20 protein-coding genes, 1 tRNA gene and 1 pseudogene are annotated in these 21416 nt (G+C 57.1%); 10 read left to right on the top strand and 12 right to left on the bottom strand.

Annotated features, from left to right (window positions below):
* Positions 1 to 32 precede the first annotated feature (32 nt).
* Positions 33 to 728, bottom strand: a complete 696-nt coding sequence (locus tag RMV17_RS09140; RefSeq protein WP_034152892.1) for an HAD-IA family hydrolase — start codon at positions 726 to 728, stop codon at positions 33 to 35.
* A gap of 248 nt (positions 729 to 976) precedes the next feature.
* On the opposite strand from RMV17_RS09140, the pseudogene RMV17_RS30105 reads away from it, so the two are divergent.
* The 5 genes and pseudogenes from RMV17_RS30105 (at position 977) to RMV17_RS09105 (ending at position 7817) form a co-directional block, all read left to right on the top strand.
* Positions 977 to 5764: pseudogene (locus RMV17_RS30105) on the top strand (RHS repeat-associated core domain-containing protein).
* Positions 5754 to 6068, top strand: a complete 315-nt coding sequence (locus tag RMV17_RS09115) for a contact-dependent growth inhibition system immunity protein (RefSeq protein ID WP_311886303.1) — start codon at positions 5754 to 5756, stop codon at positions 6066 to 6068. Before RMV17_RS30105 ends, RMV17_RS09115 begins: the two are co-directional and overlap by 11 nt.
* A gap of 309 nt (positions 6069 to 6377) precedes the next feature.
* Positions 6378 to 6719 (top strand): Imm50 family immunity protein, encoded by a 342-nt coding sequence (locus RMV17_RS09110; RefSeq protein ID WP_311886302.1) that lies wholly within the window; start codon positions 6378 to 6380, stop codon positions 6717 to 6719.
* Between the two features lie 166 nt (positions 6720 to 6885).
* Positions 6886 to 7020 (top strand): DUF6896 domain-containing protein, encoded by a 135-nt coding sequence (locus tag RMV17_RS30100; protein ID WP_409373131.1) that lies wholly within the window; start codon positions 6886 to 6888, stop codon positions 7018 to 7020.
* A 404-nt stretch (positions 7021 to 7424) separates the two neighbouring features.
* A complete protein-coding gene (locus tag RMV17_RS09105) occupies positions 7425 to 7817 on the top strand; it encodes a DUF6896 domain-containing protein (RefSeq protein ID WP_311886301.1) in 393 nt (130 codons plus the stop codon).
* A gap of 112 nt (positions 7818 to 7929) precedes the next feature.
* Here RMV17_RS09105 and RMV17_RS09100 read toward each other — a convergent pair whose 3' ends face one another.
* From RMV17_RS09100 to RMV17_RS09085, 4 genes are all read right to left on the bottom strand, one after another.
* A complete protein-coding gene (locus tag RMV17_RS09100; protein WP_007914082.1) occupies positions 7930 to 8097 on the bottom strand; it encodes a hypothetical protein in 168 nt (55 codons plus the stop codon).
* 122 nt (positions 8098 to 8219) lie between these two features.
* Positions 8220 to 8639 (bottom strand): YMGG-like glycine zipper-containing protein, encoded by a 420-nt coding sequence (locus tag RMV17_RS09095; protein ID WP_007914081.1) that lies wholly within the window; start codon positions 8637 to 8639, stop codon positions 8220 to 8222.
* Between the two features lie 137 nt (positions 8640 to 8776).
* Positions 8777 to 9148, bottom strand: a complete 372-nt coding sequence (locus RMV17_RS09090) for a glycine zipper domain-containing protein (protein ID WP_016983669.1) — start codon at positions 9146 to 9148, stop codon at positions 8777 to 8779.
* A 324-nt stretch (positions 9149 to 9472) separates the two neighbouring features.
* Complete coding sequence (locus tag RMV17_RS09085; protein WP_034151771.1) at positions 9473 to 9661, bottom strand: hypothetical protein; 189 nt, start codon at positions 9659 to 9661, stop codon at positions 9473 to 9475.
* 240 nt (positions 9662 to 9901) lie between these two features.
* On the opposite strand from RMV17_RS09085, the gene RMV17_RS09080 reads away from it, so the two are divergent.
* Positions 9902 to 10186, top strand: coding sequence for a hypothetical protein (locus RMV17_RS09080; protein WP_034151723.1), 285 nt, complete (start codon positions 9902 to 9904; stop codon positions 10184 to 10186).
* Positions 10187 to 10247: 61 nt separating this feature from the next.
* Here the strand turns inward: RMV17_RS09080 and RMV17_RS09075 are convergent, their stop codons facing one another.
* Both RMV17_RS09075 and RMV17_RS09070 read right to left on the bottom strand, forming a co-directional pair.
* Positions 10248 to 10568 carry a YbjQ family protein gene (locus RMV17_RS09075; protein ID WP_016985528.1) on the bottom strand — a complete coding sequence of 107 codons (321 nt, stop codon included), beginning with the start codon at positions 10566 to 10568 and terminating at the stop codon, positions 10248 to 10250.
* Between the two features lie 144 nt (positions 10569 to 10712).
* A tRNA-Ser gene (locus RMV17_RS09070) sits at positions 10713 to 10802 on the bottom strand.
* 295 nt (positions 10803 to 11097) lie between these two features.
* Between RMV17_RS09070 and RMV17_RS09065 the strand changes: the two genes are divergently transcribed.
* From RMV17_RS09065 to RMV17_RS09055, 3 genes are all read left to right on the top strand, one after another.
* Positions 11098 to 11787 carry a crotonase/enoyl-CoA hydratase family protein gene (locus tag RMV17_RS09065; protein WP_034151725.1) on the top strand — a complete coding sequence of 230 codons (690 nt, stop codon included), beginning with the start codon at positions 11098 to 11100 and terminating at the stop codon, positions 11785 to 11787.
* A 217-nt stretch (positions 11788 to 12004) separates the two neighbouring features.
* Entirely contained in the window at positions 12005 to 12727 is a 723-nt protein-coding gene (locus RMV17_RS09060) for a 1-acylglycerol-3-phosphate O-acyltransferase (RefSeq protein WP_311886300.1), read from the top strand.
* A 134-nt stretch (positions 12728 to 12861) separates the two neighbouring features.
* Positions 12862 to 13833, top strand: a complete 972-nt coding sequence (locus RMV17_RS09055; protein ID WP_034151727.1) for a magnesium and cobalt transport protein CorA — start codon at positions 12862 to 12864, stop codon at positions 13831 to 13833.
* Between the two features lie 108 nt (positions 13834 to 13941).
* Here RMV17_RS09055 and RMV17_RS09050 read toward each other — a convergent pair whose 3' ends face one another.
* The 3 genes from RMV17_RS09050 to RMV17_RS09040 all read right to left on the bottom strand — a co-directional run bounded on the left by RMV17_RS09050 (position 13942) and on the right by RMV17_RS09040 (position 18131).
* The gene (locus tag RMV17_RS09050) at positions 13942 to 14664 is read right to left on the bottom strand and encodes an amidotransferase (RefSeq protein WP_034151728.1); all 723 of its coding nucleotides are present in this window, start codon (positions 14662 to 14664) and stop codon (positions 13942 to 13944) included.
* Between the two features lie 92 nt (positions 14665 to 14756).
* Positions 14757 to 16901 carry a 3-hydroxyacyl-CoA dehydrogenase NAD-binding domain-containing protein gene (locus tag RMV17_RS09045; RefSeq protein ID WP_311886299.1) on the bottom strand — a complete coding sequence of 715 codons (2145 nt, stop codon included), beginning with the start codon at positions 16899 to 16901 and terminating at the stop codon, positions 14757 to 14759.
* 24 nt (positions 16902 to 16925) lie between these two features.
* A complete protein-coding gene (locus RMV17_RS09040; RefSeq protein ID WP_034151730.1) occupies positions 16926 to 18131 on the bottom strand; it encodes an acetyl-CoA C-acetyltransferase in 1206 nt (401 codons plus the stop codon).
* A gap of 585 nt (positions 18132 to 18716) precedes the next feature.
* Between RMV17_RS09040 and RMV17_RS09035 the strand changes: the two genes are divergently transcribed.
* Positions 18717 to 19538, top strand: a complete 822-nt coding sequence (locus RMV17_RS09035) for a cytochrome c (protein WP_311887024.1) — start codon at positions 18717 to 18719, stop codon at positions 19536 to 19538.
* A gap of 121 nt (positions 19539 to 19659) precedes the next feature.
* Here RMV17_RS09035 and RMV17_RS09030 read toward each other — a convergent pair whose 3' ends face one another.
* Positions 19660 to 20463, bottom strand: a complete 804-nt coding sequence (locus RMV17_RS09030; protein ID WP_102901166.1) for a transglutaminase family protein — start codon at positions 20461 to 20463, stop codon at positions 19660 to 19662.
* A complete protein-coding gene (locus RMV17_RS09025; protein WP_016982907.1) occupies positions 20460 to 21410 on the bottom strand; it encodes an alpha-E domain-containing protein in 951 nt (316 codons plus the stop codon). Before RMV17_RS09025 ends, RMV17_RS09030 begins: the two co-directional genes overlap by 4 nt.
* Between the last annotated feature and the right edge of the window lie 6 nt (positions 21411 to 21416).

The following is a 21416-nucleotide window of genomic DNA, read 5'->3' as shown; positions in this document are numbered from 1 at the left end:
ACCGAGGGGCGGCGTTTTTTTGTGTCAGATGTTTACGCCCATTCCAGCGCCGGCAAGCCGCAAGCACTCGGGGTAAACGCTTTCAGCGTGCGAAGAATCCCGTCAGCGTGTGCGTACTTTTCATCGGCCATGGCGGCATCGGGGATGGCAATAGCCGTCATGCCTGCAGCTTTCGCTGCGGTCACACCGAACGGTGAATCCTCGAACACCAGGCAATCCTCAGGTGCCACGCCCAGGCGCCGGGCAGCGGTGAGGAAAATATCCGGCGCCGGTTTCGCCGCGCCGACTTCCGGATCGTCCGCCGTGACGATGAAATCGAACAGCGCAAACCAATCACGGTGCAGCGTGGTTTTCTGGCCGAACGATTGACGCGAGGAACTGGTGCCAACAGCAATCGGGATGTTGTGCGCCTTGAGATGGCGAATCAATTCCTCTGCGCCCGGCATCGCTTGTGCGGTGGGAAAACGTTCGCGCATCAGCGGCTCGCGAATCACCAGAAACTCTTCGGCGGTGATCGGCAGATCCAGCGCCTGCACCACGTAGTTCGCCAGATCGTTGGCCCCGCGACCAATGATGTTCTGCTTGATGCTCCAGTCGAAGGTGCGCCCGTAGCGCCCGGCAATCAACGAGGTGACTTCGGTGTAAATGCCCTCGGTGTCCAGCAGCAAACCGTCCATATCGAAAATCACGGCCTTGATCGGGCCGAACGCCTTCAGCGGTGCATTCATCATCGGATCCGTTAACAAAGACATCCCAGGCGGCAGGTGGCGCCGCTGCTCGGATCTGATTAAAGGGTTCAGCAGCATAACGAGCGCGACAGACATTGAGCAACGGGCAATGTCCGTTGCGGCGATGAACGACTCGCAAGTATTTAGCGAAACATCCTACAGGCATTGCCTACTCGCCCGACTTCTTTCCTGATTGATCCCCCGCAAAGTCCGCGCACCTCTTTCTTCACGTGCGCGAGTGCCTGCCCATGTTTCAACCCGAACGGCTTCTGGCTCTGAACAACAGCATCGGCCTGCTCGTTGTTGCTGCTTTGAATCCCGACGAGCCGGACTTCGAACACCTGATCCGCGAGTTCCGCCTGTGCCTGAACAACTACGACGCCTGGGCCGAGCAGTTCTGGACCGGGACCGCGCTGGATGTCGAGCAGGTCTTCACTGTCGGCAACGACGTGCGCCTCAGCGCGCCGATCAAGTCGCGCCAACCGCTCAGTTCATCGGTGGTCATGTGCTCGGCCAGTGGGTCGCTGACGCTGGTGCACATGTTCGAGGCCGCGCGGTTCGTGCCGATTGGCGACACGCCGGTGACGCTCGAACCGGTGCTTGCCGATGTCGGCGGTGTGCTGACGTTCGGCGAGCCGCTGCGTTACACCATCGGCCCCAGCGGCATTCTGCAGGTGACTGATTGCGATCGGGGCCAGCGTTATCGCATCACCTTCTTTCCCGATGTGTCCACCGACCATGTGCGTGCTTTGTATGCCTCTTATGAGGGTGTCATTGCAGGCCTGGAAGGCTGGCTGCGCGCTGAGTGGGCAGGGTTTCAACCACAGTGGAAGGAGTTTTCCAGCGCCGGGTTTCTGGACCGTTATGGTCAATTGCAACAGGCCGATTGGCGTGGATTCGAGAAAGCCCTGAATCGCGTCTGGGACGACATCAAACAGGTATTTGCCCTGCTCGCCGACTTGCAGGCCAACAGTGAAAAATTGCTGGAATACCTCAGCGAGGCCGAGCTTGAGGCGTTGTTGAATGCCTCCAGCGACGCCATTGCCAACGGCCTGTTGATCCTCAGTGACGAACCACTGCTGTTCATTCATCTGGCGGCGTTTACCAGTTGGTTGAAGATGCTGCCGCCGCAGTATCTGGCCGAAGTGGTGGCCGAGGTTCGGGCCGAACTGCTGATCGGTTTTCTGCTGACGGCGTTGTCGGGCGGCGTCGGCGTGCCACTACGCTTGAGCAGCAAGGCGTTGGCGCAGGTCAAGTCGCCGCGGGCGCGCGAGTGGCTGGCGGCTTCAGCGTTGCGGCTGGCGGAGCTGACGTCGGCACCGGAACTGAACAAACACGCGAGCGCCTTGCGGCCGTTGATGCTTCACGCGCGTGACGTCGAGTTGAAACCGACACCGGCGATACCGCTGAACATTCGTCAGGCCGATTCACTGGTGTTGACGGTGCCGAATCCGGCTCCGCTGGCGCGGGACAAGTCTGGCGCTTCGAGCCGGTTGGAACGGCATGAACCTCACGACGATTCGCCGGATCAGGCGAAAAACCCCAACGGCGACAGCGCTGATTGCGTGCCGCGCACCTGCACCAATGGTTGCCCGGTGTCGATGGTCACCGGCGAAGAGCTGCTGACTCTGAACGATGCGCTGCTTGATGGTGTGTTGTCGTTTGAGTTCACCCGGTTGTATCGCTCTAGCGCCGCCGAGATCGATGTCGGGCTGGGGTTTGGCTGGAGTCATTCGCTGGCGCATCGGCTGGCGTTTGAAGGCGACTTTGTGGTCTGGGTCGATCACGAAAACCGGCGCACCCGGTTTCCATTGCCGAGTGTTGAACGACCGGCGATTCACAATAGCCTGTCGCGGGCGGCGATTTTTCTGGGCGATGAGCCGGAGCAACTGATCCTTGCGCTGGCCGGGGAAACGGCGCGGTTCTATCACTTTCGCGCGGGACGGCTGACGGCGATCAGCGATGCCTATGGCAATCGTCTGACGGTGCAGCGCGATCGCTCTGACCGGGTGCAGCGCCTGGACAACGGCGCCGGGCGTTCGCTGTTGTTGCGCTATGACCGGGCGTAGTTGCTCGGTGTTGATTACCAGGTGTTTCGCGACGGTGCCTGGAGCACCGAACAGGCGCTGGTCAGCTACCGCTACGACGCCTATCAGCACCTGATTGAAGCCAGCAACGCCGTCGGCGACAGCGAGCGTTACGACTACGACGACGCTCACGTGATCCTGCAGCGGCAACTGGCCGGCGGCGCGAGTTTCTTCTGGGAGTGGGAGCGGTCGGGGAAAGCCGCCCGTTGCGTGCGCCATTGGGCGTCGTTTTCGCAGATGGACACGCGTTATGTCTGGAGCGACGACGGCAGTGTCGCGGTGCATTACGTCGATGGCACCGAAGAGACTTACGTGCACGACGAGCGAGCGCGGCTGGTGCGCAAGGTCGAGGCCGACGGTGGCGAGCAGCTCAAGGCCTATGACGATGCCGGGCGTTTGATCGCCGAGCAGGATGCGTTAGGCGCGGTCACCGAATACCGCTACGACGAGGTCGGACGGCTGGTGGCGCTGATTCCGCCGGACGAGGCGCCTACGTCCTACGAGTATCGCAACGGTTTCCTTTATCGGCGTTCACGCGGCGACGCGGTATGGATCTACCGGCGCAATGCCGAGGGCGATGTCACCGAAGCGGTCGACCCCGACGGTCAGGTCACCCATTACTACTACGACACCCGTGGCCAGTTGCTGTCGATCCGCTACCCGGACAGCAGTCGCCATCGCTTGGTCTGGAACAGCCTTGGCCAGTTGACCGAAGAAACCCTGCCCGACGGTGGCGTGCGGCGTTTTTCCTACGACGCACTGGGGCGGCGGACCACCACCGCAGACGAACACGGTGCGGTCACCCGTCAGCATTGGGACGCCGTCGGCCGATTGATTCAGACGACGTTTCCTACCGGCAGCACCCGCGCCTACAGCTACGGCGCCTACGGTCAGGTCACTTCCGAGCGCGATGAACTCGGGCGCATTACCCGCTACGAATACGACGACGATCTGCACCTGGTTTCGCGGCGGATCAACCCCGACGGCACGCGGGTGCAGTACCGCTACGACCACGCGCAGTTATTGCTCACCGAGATCGAAAACGAATCCGGTGAAAAGTACCGGCTGGATTACACGCCGACCGGGCTGATTCGTCAGGAAAGCGGTTTTGACGGTCGCCGCACGGCGTACGCCTATGACCTCAACGGGCATCTGCTGGAAAAGACCGAGTTCGGCGATGACGGCTCGCAGTTAGTCACGGCGTATGCGCGCGATGCGGCCGGGCGCCTGCTGGTCAAAACCCTGCCCGACGGCATCAAGGTCAGTTACCAATACGACCGCCTCGGCCGTCTGATTGGTGTCGACGACGGCCAGCAACACCCGCTGGCCTTCGAGTACGACCGTCAGGACCGCTTGATCACCGAGCATCAAGGCTGGGGCACCCTGCGCTACCGCTACGACGCCTGCGGCCAGCTCAAGCGCATGCGCCTGCCGGACAACAGCGTGCTCGACTACCGCCACGCCAAGGGTGGCGCGCTGACCGACATCGACCTCAACGGCACGCCGCTGACCCGTCACGTCTACCAGTCCGGTCGTGAACTGCAACGCCAGCAGGGCCTGCTGCTCAGCGAATATTCCTACGACGATCAGGGACGATTACTCGCCCACGCCGTAGGTCATCAGCGCGCTGCGTTGTACCACCGCGATTACGCCTACAGCGCCAACGGCAATCTCGCCCACATCGCCGACAGCCGTCACGGCCAGCGTACCTACGGCTACGACGCCCTCGACCGCCTCATCCGCGTACGTCACTCACGCGACGAACTGCCGGAAAGCTTCGCCCACGACCCGGCCGGCAACCTGCTGATGCAGGACCGCCCCGGCCCCAGCCAGATCCAGGGCAACCGCCTGCTCATGCAGGGCGACCGCCACTATGACTACGACGCCTTCGGCAACCTGATCCGCGAACGTCGTGGCCGCGCACAGACACTCGTCACTGAATACCGCTACGACAGCCAGCACCGCCTGATCGGCCTGACCCGCCCCGACGGCCAGACCGCCAGTTACCGCTACGACGCCTTCGGCCGACGCATCAGCAAAACCGTCAATGGCGAGACCACCGAGTTTTTCTGGCAAGGCGACCACCTCGTTGCCGAAAGCAGCGAAAGCGAATACCGCAGCTACGTCTACGAACCCGGCACCTTCCGCCCGCTGGCGCTGCTCGACGGCAAAGGCCCGCAAAAAGCCTGCCCCTTCTACTACCAACTCGACCACCTCGGCACCCCGCAGGAACTCACCGACTACAGCGGCGACATCGTCTGGTCCGCGCAATACGACGCCTACGGCAAAGTCGCCGCCCTGACCCTGGCCGGCGAGGACTACCTGAACCAGCCGCTGCGTTTTCAGGGGCAATACTTCGACGGCGAAAGCGGCCTGCATTACAACCGCCACCGGTATTACGACCCGAGGCTGGGACGGTATCTGACGCCGGATCCGATCAAGTTGGCCGGTGGGTTGAATCAGTACCAGTACGTGCCGAATCCGACGGGGTGGGTGGATCCGTTGGGGTTGGCCTGCACTCCGTGTCCTGGAGCGATACAGGCAGATGGGCCGTATAGTGAAATTGTTCCAGGAGGGGGATTAGAGGCCCACGAGTCTCGCGGTGGACATGCTATTGCGAGACATGTCAATAGATCGGAGGCTCAACTGAGAGCTAGACTAATGGCTGAGCCGAACATACCTATTGCGTCAACATTTCATAATAGGGCAGAGGCTGAAGCTGCACTCTCTAATGTTATCAGGAGTAACAAAGTAAATATTGATAATTTTCTAGTAGGTAACACAAACAATCTTGTAATCAATGAGCGAGTGTCTGTTCCTGCTGGCGTGGGTGTTGTGAGACAGAGTGGAACGCTAGATCCGCTATTTAGTATTAGACTAGTGCTGCGGCGAGACACCACTTCACAACTTGGTTATTTTATCTTGACGGGCTTTGTAAATGACAACTGAAGATTTTCCTAAACTATTCCAGTTTCTCGGAGCCTATTTTCATGAGGATTGGATGTGTGAGTTTGACTTGGCAGACGATGTTATTAGAGCTTTCCTAGCAGACTCAGAAGATTGCGTAGTGGAGGGCGTGATAAAGGAAATCAATGCCTTGCTGGTGATGAATGTGACAGAAAATAAAATTCGAGATTTTTTACTGAAAGAAATTGGATGCTGTTATTGCTATTGGCATGACTGGCAAGACGGAAATACGTGGTTGAAACACATTTTTGTGGTTATCAGAAAAGCTCCATACAGTAATATTTAAGTCCCCTTGGATAAGCCCCCATCATTTTTGATTAACTGAAATATTGGTGTATCAGTTATCCCTTTGCTGGCAACCCCGCTTTCATAGGAGATCCATAATGTTTACCTCAACGTTGTCCAATTAGCTCCGGTGCATGATGTCGGAAGCGGCGAGGATATCAATCACATACATGCCATACCTCGAAATACTCTTCGCGCGATGCTTCGCCAGCGATGCCATTCCCACGAGTTGGTCATTTAAATGAACAGCTCGTGAAAAATACCGAAGAGAGAATTGACGCATCTATCACTACTCTTTCAGGAGTCAACCATGAAGCATTGGAACGACATACAGGGAAGCACCTTTTTTAACATGATTTTTAGCTCTCCAATAGCCATTGGCGAAATAAATCTTTTTACCTTAAAAATCGAAAATAATTATTCCACTGTCATCCTAGGATTCGATATATCCGAAACCCCGGACGCGCCTCCAAGAAAATGGAAGAACATCGAATTCAACACTTGTCGAATTGGAATAACGTGCAGTGAAATAGAGGAATTATTCATAAGCAACTTGCCAAACCAAAAAAAATTTCAATTAACAATCGCAAAAATGGACTCTCGTTTTAAAGTTTCAGCAACCGCAGAAGAATCCTCGATACTGTTTATCTGAAGAATGATCCACTCCATAAAATATAAAACATCGGTAGTTATGAAAAATTGCCCCCCCAAAAAAATTACTGATCACTGACTTTCTCTCCAAAGTCGATGAAGGCACAAAGCTATTCGAAGAGAAATTTGGCAATCGAAATATTCTATGACTATGGCGGAGCGGACAAATCGAACGCCGCGGACAAATAACCAATGGAATTCAATATGAACTACACGGCGTCGGGTGCGCCATTCACTTCCCATCAGAATCAATAGTTTTCGATTTTGGATCTAACAAAAGGATCAATGGCTTTGATGTATGACGCCTCTACATTTACGCCTTAGAAAGGCCGCTCGTGCATGAACATTACTGCGACATGAATACACTCGAAAAAGAACTCAAGGAGCTCGTTTCGCTAAAGACAATTGAAAAAAATGTCGCTATCCGATGACCTTTATATTTTCTCGCGCGACTTGCACACCTGAATAAACTTAGATTAGAAACCAACTTCAAATCCTTCTAAAAATTAGAACAACAAATCCAACATAATGACATACCTATATTTCGAGCAGACTCCATCGCGTAGCAGCAAGGAAAACTTCCACCAATATGAAATTTATACTCACATCCAACCTCAAAACGTAAAATGCGCCTTAAAAACACTGAAGATATATTAGAGTCAGCAAACAATGTGGGCCTGGACAGATTGGATCACCGGAGAAGAAGATGAGCGACCAAAATGAAACTTTGGACATCCTGATAAATGACTTCATCTCCATGGTGGAGTCCAGCACCCTGATATTTGAGCGAAAATTTGGCACTCGAGACATTCGAAGGCTTTGGCGCACCAAGGCAATAAAGCGATGCGGGAGAGTTACTCGAGGCGTTAAATATGAATTGCATGGTATTGGCTGCCGCATCAATTTATCGACAGGAAGCGTAGACTTCGACTATGGCCCTAACGGTGAAATCAATGGGTTTGATACTTGGCGCCTATACAATTTTGCCCGTGAAAGACCCTCTAAACATAGAAAATATTGCGATGAAGAAACCATTAAAAAAGAACTCAAAGAATATATAGAGCTAAAAAAAAATCAAAAAAATGTCAGGTATAAGTAACCTGTATGTATTGGCTAATTCAAAAGATACCGATTAGACACGACCACAAAAAGGGCCTGTTCACTCAGGCCCTTAAAACCAATTCCAGACTTTCAACTCAACCTATTACCCCTCACTGCTCATCCTCATCCTCTTCATACTCCATATCCGCCTCATCCGAATCATTCAACGGCACCGTCGCATCATCCATCAGCGACCCCGGATCCTCATTCCCCGGATCATTGATAAACGGCAGTCCACTCGAACCTTTCTCTTCCTTGCCTTCAGTCTCGGGAGTCATGGCAAACCTCATCATCTCGTGGCGTGTATGACGTTCGAAAAGCCCTACAACCAATCGTTCCGAAGCCCGACGAGCAAATGCAAAAAACCCGGCAAAATGCCGGGTTTCCGTTTAACCCGCCATCAATGATGGCGGTTTTTATGTTTATTCTTGTGCTTATGACCGCCACCCGAATGAGAGCCACCATCGTCACCCAGGTTATTACCGACCGCACCACCCGCCGCGCCGCCCAATCCTGCGCCAATGGTCGAACCCGTAGAGCCGCCGAGACTGTTGCCGACGACCGAGCCACCCGCCGCACCGAGACCACCGCCAATGGCGGCTTCTGTTCGATTGCGTTTATTCGCGCCGACGGCACTGCCCGCCGCGCCACCAACACCCGCACCTACCGCCGCGCCAGTACTGCCACCGAGTTGTCCACCGACCACATTGCCGAGCGCGCCGCCCAGGCCGCCACCCACAGCGGCGGTGCCATCACCAGCGGCCATCGCCCCTTGTGCTACCAGCAAGCCGAAAAACAGTGCAGATAATGACAAGCGCATATGAACCTCACAGTTCCCGAAGCGGGACAGTCCGCCCAGACATGGGCCTATGTGAGATTGGAGACGCAAACGGGGAAAACGTTCAGCCATGAAAAAGCCCGACATCGAGCCGGGCTTTTTCTGACAAACGATCAGTCTCAGTGACGCTTGTGACCTTTGGACAAGTTGCTGCCCACTGCGCCGCCAGCTGCGCCACCCAGGCCTGCACCAATCGTGGCGCCGGTTCTGCCGCCCAGGCTGTTGCCGATCACCGAACCACCGGCTGCACCGACACCGCCGCCAATCGCCGCTTTGGTCCGGCTACCCTTGCGCGCCGCCATTGCGCTGCCCGCCGCGCCTGCTACGCCGGCGCCAATGGCCGCGCCAGTGCTGCCGCCCATCTTCTGGCCGACGACATTACCCAGTGCGCCACCCAGACCACCGCCCAGCGCCGCAGTACCATCGCCGGCAGCCATTGCACCTTGAGCAACCAGAAGCCCTAGAACCAGAGCGGGCAGTGTTAAACGCATGACGTAAACCTCAAAAATAGGGATGACAAAAAGGGCCGGGATTTAATGCCGTCGCCGCGCAAAAGTCCAGCCAAAATCAGAGGCTTCGCGCGCTCAGCGCCGATTGGACAGCGATTCTGGAAAAGGTTTTATGACAGGCAAAAAAAAGCCCGCTGGGGAAACGGGCTGGAGACTTGCTTTCTAACGGATGGCTTCACCCTACTGCGGCAGACGTGAAAAGTTTGTGAAAGCTCAGCGAATTCATCGCCATCGCCTGTAAGAAATTTCCTCACGCATTCAGCCATAAAAAACCCCGCGAAATGACGGGGTTATTCAGAATAATGATTATTTTCTGGATCGCGTGGTGACCTTGGGGAGAAATTTCGCCTTCGGTCCCTTGGGTGCCGCGGATTTGATTTTGCCGATCTGCACCGGATCCTCGCCAAAACCTGACTGATACTCGGTCTGGCCGCACCGTACGCAGTTATTGAAGGAAAATTCAGCGCCATCGTCTTCTATATACGGATCAGTCATACCTTCGCCCCGTCGCAACAGATCGACACCGGCAAAAACCCTTTTGCCTGAAAAAATATCGACCTCCAAGGCTTTTGAGACTAGCCGGTCATTCCTGGACTTGTTATTCAGATCAGCCGACGCCCGACGAGCGGCCTACAAAATTCAAACACAACGATGAACCGTTGGTCACGCTTTGCTAAAGAATCCTGAGCACCGGCCGTTGCCCTTTTTCATACAAATGAATCTCAAGGAGAGAACATGCAAATCAACGGATTCCCCAATATGCCTGTCGTAAAACTCACGGACGAACAGATCGCAGCCGGCAAGGCTGGCGCGGAAAAACTCAAGGAGAAGATCGCTTCCGGTGAAATCACCATCAAGTATCCGGGTCCGGATACACCGGTTCTGCAACCAGGGGTCATTTACCATCCCAGCAAGCCAGTCGAACCCAACCCGCCTTCTGATACCCCCCCTCTCGTCGCCATTGATACACCACTGACCTATGACGAAAGAGGCACCGTGATCCTCAAGCCACAAGGCTGATTGCACCGCAAGATTGAGCCCATTCAACCTCTGAATGGGCTTACACACCCGTCAAACAAACTCAGCGCAACTTCACCGCCGTCCCCGTCGCAAACACAACAACCATCCCGCCCTTCCCGCCAGGCATGCTGATCTCGAAGTCCACCCCGACCACCGCATCTGCCTGCAAAGCACGCGCCCTCTCCCTGATTTCTTCGGTCGCCTGAATACGCGCCTCCTTCAAAGCCCGCTCCAGCGTCTGCGACCGCCCACCGAAAAAATCGCGCATACCGGCAAACATGTCACGGATCACATTGACCCCCTGCACCGATTCGGCACTGACGATGTCCAGGTATGCCGTGATCTGCCGGCCTTCAATGGCGTGAGTGGTGGAAATGATCATGGAATGTCGTCCCTATATGGATGAAAAAATCCGCGATTGTAATAGCTCAAAGCGGAATTCAAGCTGAAGCCAATAAAAATCCAGACGCCAGAAACCACAAAACCCCTGACTTCTTTCGAAATCAGGGGTTTTGTGTACTGAATGTGGCGGTGAAGGAGAGATTCGAACTCTCGATACAGTTTCCTGTATACACACTTTCCAGGCGTGCTCCTTAAGCCACTCGGACACTTCACCGTATCTCTTCAAACATGTTCTGTCTGTCGAGGCGCGCTAATGTAGTCGAAAGCTTTTGCGATGGCAAACTTTTTTTCAGAATTTTCATGCGGTTAAGAGAAAAAGTCGTTTTGCCCGCTGGCAGGCCATGGCAAACCGGCCAATCTTCGGTGGGCGCGGCCCTTCTATATAGAAGCAGAATGCTTCACCACGCTGGATGGGCCGTGAAACGGTGACTGGCGAGTCAGTCACGGCGCTTTACCTGGCTTGCGGCGGTGGGTAACGTCTGCCCATCTTTCTTACAAGGAATAGCGTCATGAGTGAGTTGATTTCCTACCACCTCGAAGACGGTATCGCGACCCTGACCTTGAGCAACGGCAAGGTCAATGCCATTTCTCCGGACGTGATTGCGGCGTTCAACGCGGCGCTGGATCAGGCGGTGACTGATCGTGCCATCGTGATCATCACCGGTCAGCCGGGGATTCTGTCCGGCGGCTATGACCTGAAAGTGATGACCGCCGGCCCTAAAGAAGCTGTGTCGCTGGTAACCGCGGGGTCGACCTTGGCGCGGCGCCTGCTTTCTCACCCGTTCCCGGTCATCGTCGCGTGCCCAGGTCATGCGGTGGCGAAAGGCGCTTTCATTCTGTTGTCTGCCGATTACCGTATCGGTGTCGACGGCCCGTTCAGCATCGGTCTGAACGAAGTGCAGATCGGCATGACCATGCACCACGCCGGTATCGAGCTGGCTCGCGATCGCCTGCGTCGCTCGGCGTTTCACCGCTCGGTGATCAACGGCGAGATGTTCGATCCGAAAAGCGCCGTGGATGCCGGCTTCCTCGACAAGGTGGTTGCCGCCGAGGAACTGCAAGGTGCCGCCCTCGCCGCTGCGCGCCAGTTGAAGAAGATCAACATGCTCGCGCACAAGAACACCAAGTTGAAAGTCCGTAAGGCACTGCTGGAAGCGCTGGATAATGCGATCATTCAGGATCAGGAGCATCTGGGTTGAGCCTGGATTCAAGAACGTAGAGAAAAGCCCGACCGTCGTGTCGGGCTTTTTCTTGCACGCATGGTTTAAAAGTCTGCGACAGCTCTAGTACACGTCTGACCATCAATTCGGAAACATGCGCTTAAACATCGGCTATCTCCGGACTCTATAGTGGCAATTGCCGAAAACAGTGCACATCCGTACACTGCGCCACCTTTTGTCCCGGTGGGGCCTGAAAATGCTGTTCGTGTTTCGTATGTTATTGATGGGCCTGCACTTTATTCTGGCGGGTGTGCTCGGGGTGATTCTCGGGATCTGCCGTCCGTTCAATCCGGACAACAGCCGTCTGTGCGCCCGTTTCTACGCGCTGCCGGCGATGTGTATTTTGCGTTTACGAGTAAAGTCCGATGTCAGCGGTTTGATGAACAAACCCGACAGCTGCGTGATCATCGCCAACCATCAGTCCAACTATGACTTGTTCGTGTTCGGCAACGTAGTGCCACGCCGTACTGTGTGCATCGGCAAGAAGAGCCTCAAGTGGGTGCCACTGTTCGGGCAATTGTTCTGGCTGGCCGGCAATGTGTTGATCGACCGTGGCAATGCGCAGAAGGCACGCCAATCTATGCTGACCACCACCAACACCCTGCAGAACGAAGACACTTCGATCTGGGTATTCCCCGAAGGTACACGCAACCTCGGCGAAGAATTGCTGCCCTTCAAGAAAGGGGCGTTCCAGATGGCGATTGCCGCCGGCGTGCCGATCGTTCCGGTTTGCGTCAGCAGTTACATCAAGCACATGCGTCTGAATCGCTGGCGCAGCGGGAAAATCCTCATACGCTCGCTGCCGGCGATTCCTACAGCCGGATTGACCATGGACGACATGCCGATGCTCATCAATCAGTGTCGCGAGCAGATGCGCGAGTGCATTGAGTCGATGGATCGGCAACTGCAAGCCGCCTGAAAAGAAAACCCGCACTGTGCGGGTTTTCTTTTGCCCGGTGAACTGTACAGATTTCACTGACTCTCAAGCAGCGACACGGCTAAGCTGAAGCCTTGTATTCCCTGCCACCTGCCAAGAAGAAGTGAATCACCACCATGGGTCGAGTTGTTGCTGCTGCGGTGTACAGCGCAGGCAAGAAAGTCACCAATATTACCCTCGACGAAGGCGCTGCCTGGGCCGCGAAAACCGGGCACTTTGTCTGGATCGGCCTGGAAGAGCCGGACGCTCAGGAGCTATCCAATCTGCAACGTCAGTTCAACTTGCACGAACTGGCCATTGAAGATGCCCTGGAAAAACACAGTCGACCGAAGCTGGAAACCTTTGGCGACGCTTTGTTTATCGTCACCTACTCGCCCATCCGCGAGAACGGCATTCTGCAATTCATCGAGACGCACATTTTTGCCGGCAAGGGCTACATCATCACGGCGCGTAACGGTCACTCGGCGTCCTACGCGCATGTCCGCCAACGTTGTGAGGCGCGTCCGCTGCTGCTGGAACACGGGGAAGATTTCGTACTTTATGCGCTGCTCGATTTCGTCATCGAGAACTACCAACCGGTGGGCGAAGCCATCCACGCCGAAATTGATGAACTGGAGCGCAACGTGTTGTGTAGCGCGTTGAACGAGCGTGACATTCAGAAGCTGCACGGCTTGCGCCGCGATGTCGTACGCCTGCGTCGGTACGCAGCGCCGATGGTGGAGATTGGCGAGGAGTTGCAGAAGCTGAGTTTCCCGTTTATCGACAAGAACATGCGCCCGTACTTCCGCGATGTGCAGATTCACGTCACGCGGCAGATGGAAGACCTGACCACCCTGGCCGATATTGCCAGCCAGACCATCGAGATTGGTGTTCTGCTCGAAGCCTCACGGCAAAGCGTGGTGCAGCGCAAGTTTGCTGCCTGGGCGGCAATTCTGGCGTTTCCGACGGCAGTGGCGGGGATTTACGGGATGAACTTCCAGAACATGCCAGAGTTGAGTTGGCATTACGGCTATTTCGGTGTGCTGGGGTTTATTACGGTGGGGTGTGTAAGTTTGTGGGCGAGTTTCAAGAAGTCTGGGTGGTTGTAGAGCAGACCGAGTTGTCTGGAACATTCGCGAGCAGGCTCGCTCCCACATTGATCGGTGGCGCACCGAAAATCCAATGTGGGAGCGAGCCTGCTCGCGAAGCTTTTGGCCTTAGACAGTTTCTGGCTTATGCGCCACAAAACGCATCATCCACTCCGCAACCGTCGCACCATGGTGTTCCTGCTCGAGGCTGGCCACGCCCTTGGTGTAGACCTGCGAACCCAACGCTTCCTGACGCAGATCCAGCAGCGCTCGCGAATAATCGTGGATGAATTCCGGATGCCCCTGGAAGCACAACACCTGATCGTTGATGTGATAGGCCGCAAACGGGCAAAAATCGCTGGAAGCAATCACCGTCGCGTTTTCCGGCAGCGCTGTGACCTGATCCTGGTGACTGATCAACAGCGTCAGTTCCTCACGTACCGGGCTCATCCATGGCGCCTTGGCCGCCAGTTTGTAGTTGTGGGTGCCAACACCCCAGCCCTGGGTCGCGCGCTCGCTCTTGCCACCGAGCAGCAACGCCAACAGTTGATGGCCGAAGCACACGCCAAGCAGTTTGTCGCCGCGCTCGTAACGCGTCAGCAGGTATTCCTTGAGGGTCTGAATCCACGGATCAGTGCCGAACGAATCGGCCTTGCTGCCGGTGACGAGGTATGCGTCGAAGGTCAGGTCGTCGCTTGGGTATTCGCCCTGCATCACGTTGTAGACGGTGAACTCGGCGGCAATCGGTTGCTGCGAGAACAGGCGCTGAAACATCTGCCCGTACCCCTGATATTGATCGACCAGTTCCGGACGCAGGATGTCGGTTTCCAGAATGCAGATGCGTAGCGACATAAAAAATACCTGACACGTGATGGGAATAATGAACACCCCAGAGCCTGCCTCGAAACACCCTGGCAAGGCAAGCCCCGGAATGCTCGCTGCCCTTAGAACATTTCACCTTTCGCTGCTTTATCCAACAGCAACGCAGGCGGCGCAAAACGTTCGCCATACTGCTCAGCCAGATACTGCGCGCGGGCGACGAAATCTTTCACGCCGTATTGATTGATGAACTGCAACGCACCGCCCGTCCACGCTGCAAAACCGATTCCGAAGATCGAGCCGACGTTAGCGTCCGCCGTCGAAGTCAGCACACCCTCCTCCAGACAGCGCACGGTTTCGATCGCTTGCACGAACAGCAGCCGATCGCGCACGTCTTTGGGCGAAATCTGCCCATCAGCCTTTTCGAAATGCGTCTTCAACTCGGGCCACAAATGTTTCTGCCCGCCGACCGGATAATCATAGAAACCGCCACCTGCCGCTTTGCCCGGGCGCTTGTATTCGTTGAGCAGCAAGTCAATCACGGCGAAGGCCGGATGCTCAATCAGCGGTTTCCCTTCTGCCTGTAGGTCCTTGGCGGTTTGCTGACGGATATGGCTCATCAAGCTGAGGGAAACTTCGTCGGAGATCGCCAGAGGCCCGACCGGCATCCCGGCCTTGCGCGCTTCGGTCTCAATCATCGGCGCACTCACGCCCTCGCCGAGCATGGCGATGCCTTCGTTGGTGAAGGTGCCGAAGACGCGCGAAGTGAAGAAGCCGCGACTGTCGTTGACCACGATCGGGGTTTTCTTGATTTGCAGAACGAAATCGAAACCGCGCGCGAGGGTTTCATCGCTGGTCTGTGTACCTTTGATGATTTCCACCAACGGCATTTTTTCCACCGGGCTGAAGAAATGCAGGCCGATGAACTTGCCAGGATCAGGCACCGCCGTAGCCAGCCCGGTGATAGGCAACGTCGATGTATTCGAAGCGATGACCGCTTCGGCGCCGACAACTTGCTGGGCGGCAGAGGAAACCCTGGCCTTGAGATCGCGGTCCTCAAATACCGCTTCGATGATCAGATCGCAACCCGCCAGGTCGGCATCACTCTCGGACGGTTGGATCCGCGCCAACACCTCATCACGCTTCGAAGCATCCATCTGTCCGCGGGCGACTTTCTTGTCCAGTAACGCGGCAGAATGTGCTTTGCCTTTTTCGGCGGCAGCCAGATTGACGTCCTTGAGCACCACTTCAATACCCGCCGAAGCACTGACAAATGCAATCCCCGCGCCCATCATCCCTGCGCCAAGCACGCCGACCTTGCGCGTGACATACGGCGCAAAACCCTGCGGCCGCGAACCTCCGGCGTTGATCTCGTTGAGCTGAAACCAGAACGTGCCGATCAGGTTTTTCGAGATCTGCCCGGTGGTCAGTTCGGTGAAGTAACGGGTTTCGATCAGGTGCGCGGTGTCGAAATCGACCTGAGCGCCCTCGACTGCCGCGCAGAGGATTTTCTCTGGCGCGGGCATTGTCCCTTGGGTCTTGCTGCGCAGAATCGACGGCGCAATCGCCAGCATCTGCGCAACTTTCGGATTCGACGGCGTGCCGCCCGGAATCTGATAACCCTTCACATCCCAGCGTTGCACCGCGTTCGGGTTGGCAACAATCCACGCACGCGCCTTGGCCAGCAGCGCCTCACGATCCGCCGCCAGCTCATCGATCAGGCCGGCCTGCAACGCCTGTTGCGGGCGCACCTTTTTGCCTTCAAGCAAATAAGGCAGCGCTTTCTCGAGACCGAGCATGCGCACCATGCGCACCACCCCGCCGCCGCCCGGCAACAGGCCAAGGGTCACTTCCGGCAGACCGAGTTGCACCGATGCATCGTCCAATGCCACGCGGTGATGACAGGCGAGGCAGATTTCCCAACCGCCGCCCAACGCCGCGCCGTTGATCGCCGCGACCACCGGTTTGCCGAGTGTTTCCAGAGTGCGCAATTGCCCCTTGAGGGCCAGCACCATGTCATAGAAGGCTTTGGCTTCAGGCTTGCCGACCTTGATCAGTTCATTGAGGTCGCCGCCGGCAAAGAAGGTTTTCTTCGCCGAAGTAATGATGACGCCGGCGATATTGTCTTTATCTTCCACCAACCGGGTGACGCACGCGGCCATCGCCTCGCGGTACACAGCGTTCATGGTGTTGGCGCTCTGGCCCGGCATGTCGATGGTCAGCACGACGATCGCGTCCTGGCCTTTTTCGTAACGAATGGCTTCGCTCATAACAAGGTTCCTTGAATTCGGGGCTCAGAGGCGTTCGATGATGGTGGCAATGCCCATGCCGCCGCCGACGCACAGCGTCGCCAGGCCATAGCGCAGGTGCCGCGCTTCCAGTTCATCGAGCAAGGTGCCGAGGATCGCGCACCCCGTGGCGCCCAGCGGGTGGCCCATGGCGATGGAGCCGCCGTTGACATTGACCTTGTCCGGATCGACGGCCATGTCCTTGATGAACTTCAGCACCACCGAAGCAAACGCTTCGTTGACTTCGAACAGGTCGATGTCTTCCGCGCGCAGTCCAGCCTTGGCCAGCGCTTTACGCGTTGCCGGCGCAGGGCCGGTGAGCATGATGGTGGGATCGGTGCTGGTCACCGCCGTGGCGACAATTCGCGCCCGCGGTTGCAGGCCCAGTGCCCGACCTTTGGCCTCGGAGCCGATCAGCATCAGCGCCGCACCGTCGACGATCCCGGAACTGTTGCCCGGCGTGTGCACGTGATTGATCCGCTCGACATGGCTGTACACCCGCAGCGCGGTCGCGTCGAAGCCCATTTGCCCGATCATTTCGAAACTCGGTTTGAGCTTGCCCAAGCCCTCAAGGGTCGACTCGGCGCGAATGAACTCATCCTGATCGAGCAGGATGATGCCGTTCTGATCCTGCACCGGCACCAACGATTTATTGAACGAGCCATCGGCCCGCGCGCGCGCGGCCTTCTGCTGCGAGTGCAGCGCGTAGGCATCGACGTCGTGACGACTGAACCCCTCAAGCGTGGCGATCAAATCCGCACCAACGCCTTGCGGGGTGAAGTGGCTGTGCAGGTTGGTTTGCGGGTCCAGCGCCCAGGCGCCGCCATCGCTGCCCATCGGCACCCGCGACATCGACTCGACGCCGCCGACCACCACCAGATCTTCAAACCCGGAGCGTACTTTCATCGCGCCGAGGTTGACCGCTTCCAGTCCCGAGGCGCAGAAACGGTTGATCTGCACACCGGCAACGCTGACATCCCAATCGGCCACTTGCACCGCGGTTTTGGCGATGTCCGAGCCTTGATCGCCAATCGGCGTGACGCAACCGAGCACCACGTCATCGACCTGGCTGGTGTCCAGCGCAGTGCGCGCTTGTAGCGCGGTCAGCAGGCCGGCGACCAGATTCACCGGTTTGACGCTGTGCAGGGCACCATCGGCTTTGCCCTTACCGCGGGGCGTGCGTAATGCATCGAATATCAAAGCTTGGGTCATGACGTCCTCGAACCTGTGCGGTGAGTGATTTCTTGTGCCTTCACTCTTGACCCGAGCGGTCGCGGATTCAATGACCACAGCGCTCAATACGCTTGACGCACACGCTCAGACGGACGGTCACAGAAGGCTGGGTGAACCGGTTCAGGTCGGCGAGTTGTCTAGCCAGCGGGCGGCAAAGAAGCTGGCAATAAGCCTCATGCTTTTTTAATCGCGATTTCCAGCAACTCCATATGAAATGGATCTAAGCCAAGCGTGACGCGGGCCCTAAGGTAGTACATGTACGTCAGGGTCGTCGGGTTTTGCCGAGGCCGACGTTCTTCAACAGGAAGTGCAGCGCTTGCCGTCATGGATATGCAGGCAAGCATCAGGAAATAACAATAAAGGCGGTCAAGCCATGTTCAAACAACCGAAAGTTCGTCAAGCAGGGCTCATTCTTTTCGCCACGACGCTGTTGTTGATTTTGCCGAATCTGACCAAGGTCATCGGTTGAATCGAGCGGCAGGTGCTGTTTATCACCACTGAAAATGTGACTGGCCCGCTACCCGGGCCAGCGTGGCTGTGCCAATCTTTGCGCACTCTCACGACATGGACGGCGATCATTTGAAAGCGCTCATTGTGTTCGGGGCCATGCTGCTGAGCATGCCCTTGTCTGCCGCACAGTTGGATCTGCAACTGGGTGCAAACAGCCGCACCTGGCAGACCGAAGAACTGCTCAAGCATCCTCAAGTGCAAACCCTCACGATCAAAAACGATGTGTCCTACAAGAAGGAGATGACCTATCGCGCCGTGCCTGTGGCCGCGCTGCTGATCGGGATCAAACCGCAGGATCACCTGCAAGCGGTGGCACTGGACGGCTTTGCCGCGGAACTGGCTGCGGCTCCGTTACTCAACCACGACGGCGCACGGGCCTGGCTGGCCATCGAAGATCCGGCGCAGCCGTGGCCACCGCTGTCGGAAGGCAAGCACAGCGCCGGGCCGTTTTATCTGGTCTGGACGGATCCGCAGGCGGGCAATATCAGCCCGGAGCAATGGCCGTTCGAAGTCGCAAGCATCAAGCGCATGGCGCCGGTGGCCGAGCGCTTCCCTGCCCTGCTGCCGGATCCTGCGTTGAAGGCGAATGACCCGGTGAACCAAGGGTTTGCGCTGTTTCAGAAAAACTGTCTGGCGTGTCACCGATTGAACGGTGCGGGGGATGCGCAATTCGGGCCGGATCTGAATATTCCGTATAACCCGACCGAGTATTTCGGCGCGGATTTCCTCAAGCGCTACATTCGTGATCCGCAGAGTTTGCGTCAGTGGCCGCAGGCGAAAATGCCGGGGTTTTCGGAGGCCGTGTTGCCGGAGGGGGATTTGCAGATGTTGATCGGGTATTTGCAACACATGGCTGGGCGGAAGGTTAAGCCGTAAGCCTTAGAGTGTTATGACTGGCCACTTCGCTGGCAAGCCAGCTCCCACAGGGTATGCGCAGAGTTCGAATCAGCGGTCATCCTGTGGGAGCTGGCTTGCCAGCGATAGGGGTATCCCGAATCTATTGTTGCTGGACGGAGATCACGGGGGTCGGCGAGACGAACACTTTCGCGTGCATCTGCTCACACCCACCGCCCCGACGCATGCCGCGCACCGGGCAGGCATCCAGATAATCCAGGCCCACCGCCAGTTTCAGGTGCCGCTCCGGCCGCGCCAGTTGATTGGTTACGTCAAAGCTGTACCAAGCGTCATCCAGCCACGCTTCGGCCCAGGCGTGACTGGCCAGATGCTCGCAATCTTCGCTGTACAAATACCCTGATACATAACGCGACGGAATCCCGAGGCTGCGTGCGCATGCCAGAAATGCGTGAGCATGATCCTGGCAAACACCCGCACGCCCGGCGAAGGCCTCAGCGGCGCTGGTATCGACCTCGGTGGAACCCGGCGTGTAAGTCATGTGCTGATTCAAACCGTGCATCAAATCAATCAACGCCGTGCGATCCCGCCGCTGTTTGCAGGACCTCTCGGCAAACGCGCGCAACGCCTCATCCGCCTCGGTCAACCGGGTAAAGCGCAGGAACGGCAGCGCCGACTGGCTCTCATGCTCGGCCTCGCGGAGCTCATCGATATCAACCTGACCTCGCGCACCGATGATGATCGCCTCGTGCGGTTCATCCATGGTCAGCACGTGCAGGATATTGCCGAACGGATCGAGTTGCGCGCGCACCGGGCGCGGCAAATCGAGCTGCCAGCTCAACACGTGCTGACGCTCGCTGTCGTGAGGTGTCAGCCGCAGGTACTGGATGCTCGCCCGCACCTGATCTTCGTAGTGATAGGTGGTCTCGTGGCTTATGGAAAGTCTCATGCAGCCTCCAGGTAGGAACTGTGAATGGCGTTGCCCAACTGGCGCACCAGCGGGATGAATTCGGTCAGCCACGCGTGCAGGCCTTCCTCGAGAATTTCGTTGATGCCGGTGTAGCGCAGGCGCGCGTCCATCTCTGCCGCCAGACGCTGCGCCGGTCGGCCGTTGGCGCCGGGCAACTGCGCGAGAATCTGATCGATCTCTTCGGTGCAGGCCCGCAGCGAGCGGGGCACATCGGCGCGCAACAAGAGCAGCTCGGCGACATGCCGGGCGCCGGGCGCATCGCGATAGATTTCGGTGTAGGCCTCAAACGACGACAAGGCTCTTAGCAACGCACTCCATTGGTAATAGGCGTGGGCGGTGCCATCACTGACCGCTTCAGCTTGGTCGCCAGCCATTTCATAGCGGGCATCGAGTAACCGCAGTGTGTTGTCCGCACGCTCAATGAAGGTGCCTAGGCGAATAAAGCGAAATGCATCGTTGCGCATGATCGTGCCGTAGGACGCACCACGAAACAGGTGCGAACGCTCCTTGATCCATTCGCAGAAACGGCTCATGCCATAGCGACTAAGGCCCTGTTCGGCGATCCCGCGAATCTCCAGCCACGTCGAATTGATGTTTTCCCACATGTCCGCCGTGATGCGCCCGCGCACGGCGTGGGCACTGGCCCGCGCCGCGCCGAGGCAGCTGTAGATGCTCGCCGGGTTGGCCGCATCGAGAGCGAAAAAGTGCAGCAGGCGTTCAGCATGTAGCGCGCCGTGACGTTCCAGATAATCGTCGAGGGTGCCGGTGATCAACAGCGGCATGGCCAATTCGTGCAAACCATCGCCGCGACCGTCCTGCGGCATCAGCGACAGCGAATAACTGATGTCGAGCATCCGTGCGAGGTTTTCCGCCCGCTCCAGGTAACGCGACATCCAATACAGATCCGAGGCAGTTCTACTTAACATGGCAAG

This window comes from Pseudomonas sp. VD-NE ins, from assembly GCF_031882575.1.
Classification (GTDB): Bacteria; Pseudomonadota; Gammaproteobacteria; order Pseudomonadales; family Pseudomonadaceae; genus Aquipseudomonas; species Aquipseudomonas fluorescens_BZ.
This window is presented reverse-complemented; position numbering and strand designations above follow the sequence as displayed.